The following is a 4,840-nucleotide window of genomic DNA, read 5'->3' on the forward strand; positions in this document are numbered from 1 at the left end:
CGTCTTCGGCCAGGCCAGCGCGCTGGTCGCGGCGCTCGTCGCCGGCATGTACGGCGGCGTCGGCGTCTTCCTCGGCCTCGACGGCCTGGACGTCGCGATCCGCCGCGAGCAGGTGATCTACGCGGGCGCGTCGGTCGTCGCGGGCGTGGCCGTGATCGCCGCGGCGTTCTTCCTGGAACGCGTCTGCAAACTCCCCGAGGACGAAGACGAGGGCCCGGGCGGCCCGGGCACGGCCCGGGGGTAAAGGGTGCGCAGCACCCTTCGAACCCGCGGCGGCGGTGCCGCATAGGCTGTGCGGCGCCCCGCGTGCACCCCACGTGCCGCAGTGCCCGCACGCTTGGCTCGCCGCGATGGCGCGTGACCACGACGGTGGATTCCGGCGGTGCCGTACGGGCCTCGGGTGGGCTCGGCACCGCCGGGTATCGCCGCGGTGGCTGATCGCTGTTGCGGCGGAGGGAAGTGGGCAGGACTGCCCCGCCCCCCGCCTGGGCCCTGGGCCGGGCCGAGAGCATCCCGGGCTACGCCCCGGGGATGCTCTCCAGATCCACCTCGCTGCGCGCAGCGCCCCTCGCGTCGGCGTCGATCGAGCGGCGCAGCGCCTCGTGCAGCCGGGCCGGGGTCAGGACGCCCACGAAGCGGTCCGCCTCGGCGCCGTCGAGGACGGCGATCCAGCCCGCGTCGTGCTGGAGCATCGTGCTGAAGGCCTGCTTGAGGGAGGCTCCCACCGGGAGCCAGGCGTCCATGCGGCGCGCCCGTTCCCGCACCGTGCCCCCGCCTCCTGCGAGCGCTTCGGCCGAGATCCAGCCGTGCAGCCGGTCGGCGTCGTCCAGGACGACGGCCCACCGGGCGTCGTCCACGGCCAGTGCGGCGCCGGCGGCGGCCACGGTGTCGTCGAGGTGGACGACCGGCGGCTGTTCGAGGTCACCCGCTTCGATCGGGGTGACCGAGAGCCGCTTCAGGCCCCGGTCGGCGCCGACGAAGTCGGCGACGTAGGGCGTGGCGGGCGCCCCCAGCACCGTCGCCGGGGCGTCGAACTGTTCGATGCGGCCGTGTCCGTAGACGGCGATGCGGTCGCCGAGCCGGACGGCCTCCTCGATGTCGTGCGTGACGAACAGGACGGTCTTGCGGACCTGCGACTGCAGCCGCAGGAACTCACTCTGGAGCCGCTCCCGCACCACCGGGTCGACCGCCCCGAACGGCTCGTCCATGAGCAGCACGGGCGGGTCCGCGGCGAGCGCCCGCGCGACGCCGACCCGCTGCCGCTGCCCGCCGGAGAGCTGGTGGGGGTAGCGGGTGCCGTGGACGGCCGGGTCGAGGCCGACGAGGTCGAGGAGCTCGGCGGCCCGCTCCCGGGCCTTCTTCCGCTGCCAGCCCAGCAGGTGGGGGACGGTCGCGGTGTTCTCCAGCACGGTCTTGTGGGGGAAGAGCCCGACCTGCTGGATGACGTAGCCGATGCGGCGCCGCAGTTCGACGGGGTCGACGCCGGCGATGTCGTCGCCGTCGAGGAGGATCCGTCCCGACGTGGGCTCGATGAGCCGGTTGACCATCTTCATCGTGGTGGTCTTGCCGCAGCCGGACGGCCCCACGAGCGTGATCAGCTCACCCTCCGCCACTTCGAAGGACAGGTCGTCCACGGCGGTCGTGCCGTCGGCGTAGCGCTTGGTGACGTGTTCGAAGCGGATCATGGTTCCCCATTCTGGCCGTACTCCCTGCGGACATTGTTGCCGTTGTGTGGCGGCCGGCTCGAATGTCAGTGCCCCGGGTTAGGGTCGCTGGTAACCGGCAAACCGACGGTCGACGGCCTGGGGGAGGTGGGAGCGCATGGCCGGTCAGGACTGCCTGATCAGCAATGACTGGATCTGCGGCGAGTATCTGCGCACGCGGAGCGAGGAGTTGACGGACGCCACGCTCCAGCACATCGGCATCACGCTCGCCTCGGTCGCGATCGGGCTCCTCGTGGCCTTCCCGCTGGCGCTGCTGGCCCGCAGATGGCGCGCGGTGGCGGGCCCGGTCCTCGGCCTGACCACCGTGCTGTACACGGTGCCGTCGCTGGCGATGTTCTCGCTCCTGGTGCCGTTCTTCGGGTTGTCACCGGCCGTCGTGATCACGGGCCTCGTGCTGTATTCGCTCACGATCCTCGTGCGCAACATCCTCGCCGGGCTCGCCGCGGTTCCGGAGGAGACGCGGGAGGCGGCCCGCGGCATGGGCTACGGCCCGCTGCGCCTGCTCTTCGGGGTGGAACTGCCCCTGGCCCTCCCGGCCCTGATGGCGGGTCTGCGGATCACCACGGTCTCCACGATCTCGCTCACGACCGTCGGTGCGATCCTCCACTACGGCGGTCTGGGCAATCTCGTCTACGACGGGATGCACAGCTACTTCAAGGCGCAGGTGCTCACCGCTTCGGTGCTCTGCGTGGCCCTGGCCGTCGCGGCCGATCTGCTCCTGCTGCTGGTCCAGCGGCTGCTCACGCCGTGGACGAGAGCGGGGAAGAGGGCAGGGAAGGCGGCGGGGAAGGCGAAGTCCGGTCCCGGGGGCGGGAAGGCCGCCGGCAGGCCGGCGGTCGTCGAGGGAGCGCTCTGATGGGGGTCGTCGAGCGTACGTGGGCGTGGCTGGCCACCGGCGCACACTGGTCGGGCACCGACGGCGTGTGGCACCGGCTCGGTGAGCACCTCTTCCTGACGGTCGTGTGCCTGGCCCTCTCCTGCGCGATAGCACTTCCGGTGGCGGTGCTGCTGGGCCATCTGGGCAAGGGCGGCGCCCTCGCGGTGAACCTCTCCAACGCGGGCCGTGCGGTGCCCACTTTCGCCGTGCTGGTGCTGTTGCTGCTCAGCCCGCTGGGCACGCACGGCTCCTGGCCCACCGTCATCGCCCTGGTGCTCTTCGCGATACCCCCGCTGCTGACCAACGCCTACGTCGGCATGCGCGAGGTGGATCGCGACGTGGTCGAGGCGGCCCGCGGCATGGGGATGACGGGCCGTCAGCTGATCGCGCGCGTCGAGCTGCCCCTGGCCTTCCCGCTGATCGTGACCGGCGTGCGGACCGCCGCCGTCCAGGTCGTGGCGACGACCACCCTCGCGGCGCTGCCCGGCGGCGGCGGCCTCGGCCGCATCATCACGGCCGGCTTCCGGCTCACCGACACCGCCCAAGTGGTGGCGGGCGCGCTGCTGGTGGCGGTGCTCGCCCTGCTCGTCGAGGGCGTGCTGGTGGTGGCCGAGCGGCTGCTGGATCCGGTGCGCCGGCGTACGGGGCCGGTGCCGGGGTAGGTGCGGCGCCGGTCATCGAAGCGACGGCGGCCGGAGAGCCGGGCGCCGGAACCGAAGGGCGGATTTCTCCGTGTTTTCCATGTTTTCTGTGTTTTCTGCGTCTTCTGCCGGGTCCGCGAGCAGCACCCCGCGCCGGGCGCGGACCTCCCGCGCCCTGCTGGCGGTGGCCGGTGTCACCGCCCTGACGGCGGGCCTCGCCGCGTGCGGGGGCGACAGCCTGGAGAAGTCCGGGGGAGGGGGCGGCGGGTCGGCGAAGCCGGGCGGGGGTTCCCTCGTCATCGGTTCGGCGGGGTTCACGGAGTCCAAGGTGCTCGCCGAGATATACGCGGGCCTGCTGAAGGACGCCGGATATTCCCCGGTGATCAGGACGGCCGAGGCCCGCGAGCTCTATGAACCGGAGCTGGAGAAGGGGCGGATCGACGTCGTCCCGGAGTATGCGGCGACGCTCGCCGAATTCCTGAACAAGAAGCAGAACGGCAAGGACGCTCCCGCCGTCGCGTCGGCCGACGCGGACGCCACGGTGAAGGCCCTGCGGAAACTCGCGGAGCCGCGTGGACTGAAGGTGCTCGACCCGGGCCGCGCGGTCGATCAGAACGCCTTCGCGGTGACGGCGGAGTTCGCGGAGAAACACCAGCTCAAGACGCTTTCCGATCTTGGAAAGTCGGGTCAGGAGGTCAAGCTCGCGGCCGGTGACGAATGCCCCCAGCGGCCCTTCTGCCAGCCCGGCCTGGAGAAGACGTACGGCATCAAGGTCTCCGGCATCACCCCGCTGGAGGTGGGCAGCGTCCAGGCCAAGCAGGCGGTCAAGGACGGCAAGGCGCAACTGCTCCTGACCACCACGACGGACGCCACGCTCGAACAGTTCGGACTGGTCCTGCTCAAGGACGACAAGAAGCTCCAGAACTCCGACAACGTGCTGCCCGTGGTGAATGCGGAGAAGGCCGGTTCGCAGAAGGTCGCCGATGCTCTCGCGAAGCTCACCAGGGTGCTGACCACGGAAGATCTCACGGAACTCAACAAGAAGGTTGATGCGCGGCGGCTCAAGCCCGCGGATGTCGCCGCGCAGTACCTCAAGGAGAAGGGGCTGCTGACGAAGTGAGAGGTGTAGGGGACAAGTAAGATCAAGGGAAGAGTTTCGTGGTGGAGTCACACTCCGAAGGCGACGCACGGTAAGTTTCAGGCCATGCCACGAGGACGCCACCGCCATTCGCCATCCCTGCACAGGCTTCTTCCCCCATCGGCGGTCGCCGCGACATCCGTCGCCTGCGCCGCCGGTGCCTGGGTGGTAGGTGAAACGGTCGTCATCCGGGGCCTCGCCGCGGCGGCGGCCGCCGCCGCGGTGGTCGGTGCCGTGCTGATGCGCCGCTGGGACCGCTCCGCCGGACGGCGGGTCGCCCAGCTCACCGCCGCCCGCACACGGGACGAGTGGAAGACCGAGGAGCGCATAGCCGAGCTGGAGACGGACCTGGAGGACACCAGGGCGGCCAAGGCCCGGGTGGAGTCCAAGCTGCGCGGCAAGCGCGCCGAGCTGGCCCGTCTCCGTACCGAGCACGCCGACCTGCTGCGCCGCTACGCCG

Annotated in this window: 5 protein-coding genes and 1 pseudogene; 5 read left to right on the plus strand and 1 reads right to left on the minus strand. The window is 71.2% G+C overall.

Annotated features, from left to right (window positions below; genetic code table 11):
- Nucleotides 1-244 (plus strand): DUF3180 family protein (locus V7793_RS33260; protein ID WP_336013432.1); only part of this gene is annotated, 244 nt, incomplete at its 5' end.
- A gap of 274 nt (nucleotides 245-518) precedes the next feature.
- Here the strand turns inward: V7793_RS33260 and V7793_RS33265 are convergent.
- Nucleotides 519-1,685: an ABC transporter ATP-binding protein gene (locus V7793_RS33265; protein WP_336013433.1), complete on the minus strand. Its 1,167-nt coding sequence runs from the start codon at nucleotides 1,683-1,685 to the stop codon at nucleotides 519-521.
- 136 nt (nucleotides 1,686-1,821) lie between these two features.
- Here V7793_RS33265 and V7793_RS33270 point away from each other — a divergent pair, with 136 nt between their 5' ends.
- From V7793_RS33270 to V7793_RS33285, 4 genes and pseudogenes are all read left to right on the plus strand, one after another.
- The gene (locus V7793_RS33270; RefSeq protein WP_336013434.1) at nucleotides 1,822-2,580 is read left to right on the plus strand and encodes an ABC transporter permease; all 759 of its coding nucleotides are present in this window, start codon (nucleotides 1,822-1,824) and stop codon (nucleotides 2,578-2,580) included.
- Nucleotides 2,580-3,263, plus strand: a complete 684-nt coding sequence (locus V7793_RS33275; protein ID WP_336013435.1) for an ABC transporter permease — start codon at nucleotides 2,580-2,582, stop codon at nucleotides 3,261-3,263. The genes V7793_RS33270 and V7793_RS33275 overlap by 1 nt, the downstream gene beginning before the upstream one ends.
- Nucleotides 3,264-3,351: 88 nt before the next feature.
- Entirely contained in the window at nucleotides 3,352-4,362 is a 1,011-nt protein-coding gene (locus tag V7793_RS33280; protein ID WP_443058046.1) for an ABC transporter substrate-binding protein, read from the plus strand.
- A gap of 84 nt (nucleotides 4,363-4,446) precedes the next feature.
- Nucleotides 4,447-4,840 (plus strand): annotated as a pseudogene (locus V7793_RS33285) (hypothetical protein); the annotation flags it as partial.

It is taken from the genome of Streptomyces sp. KLMMK (genome assembly GCF_036961605.1).
Lineage (GTDB): Bacteria > Actinomycetota > Actinomycetes > Streptomycetales > Streptomycetaceae > Streptomyces > Streptomyces telluris.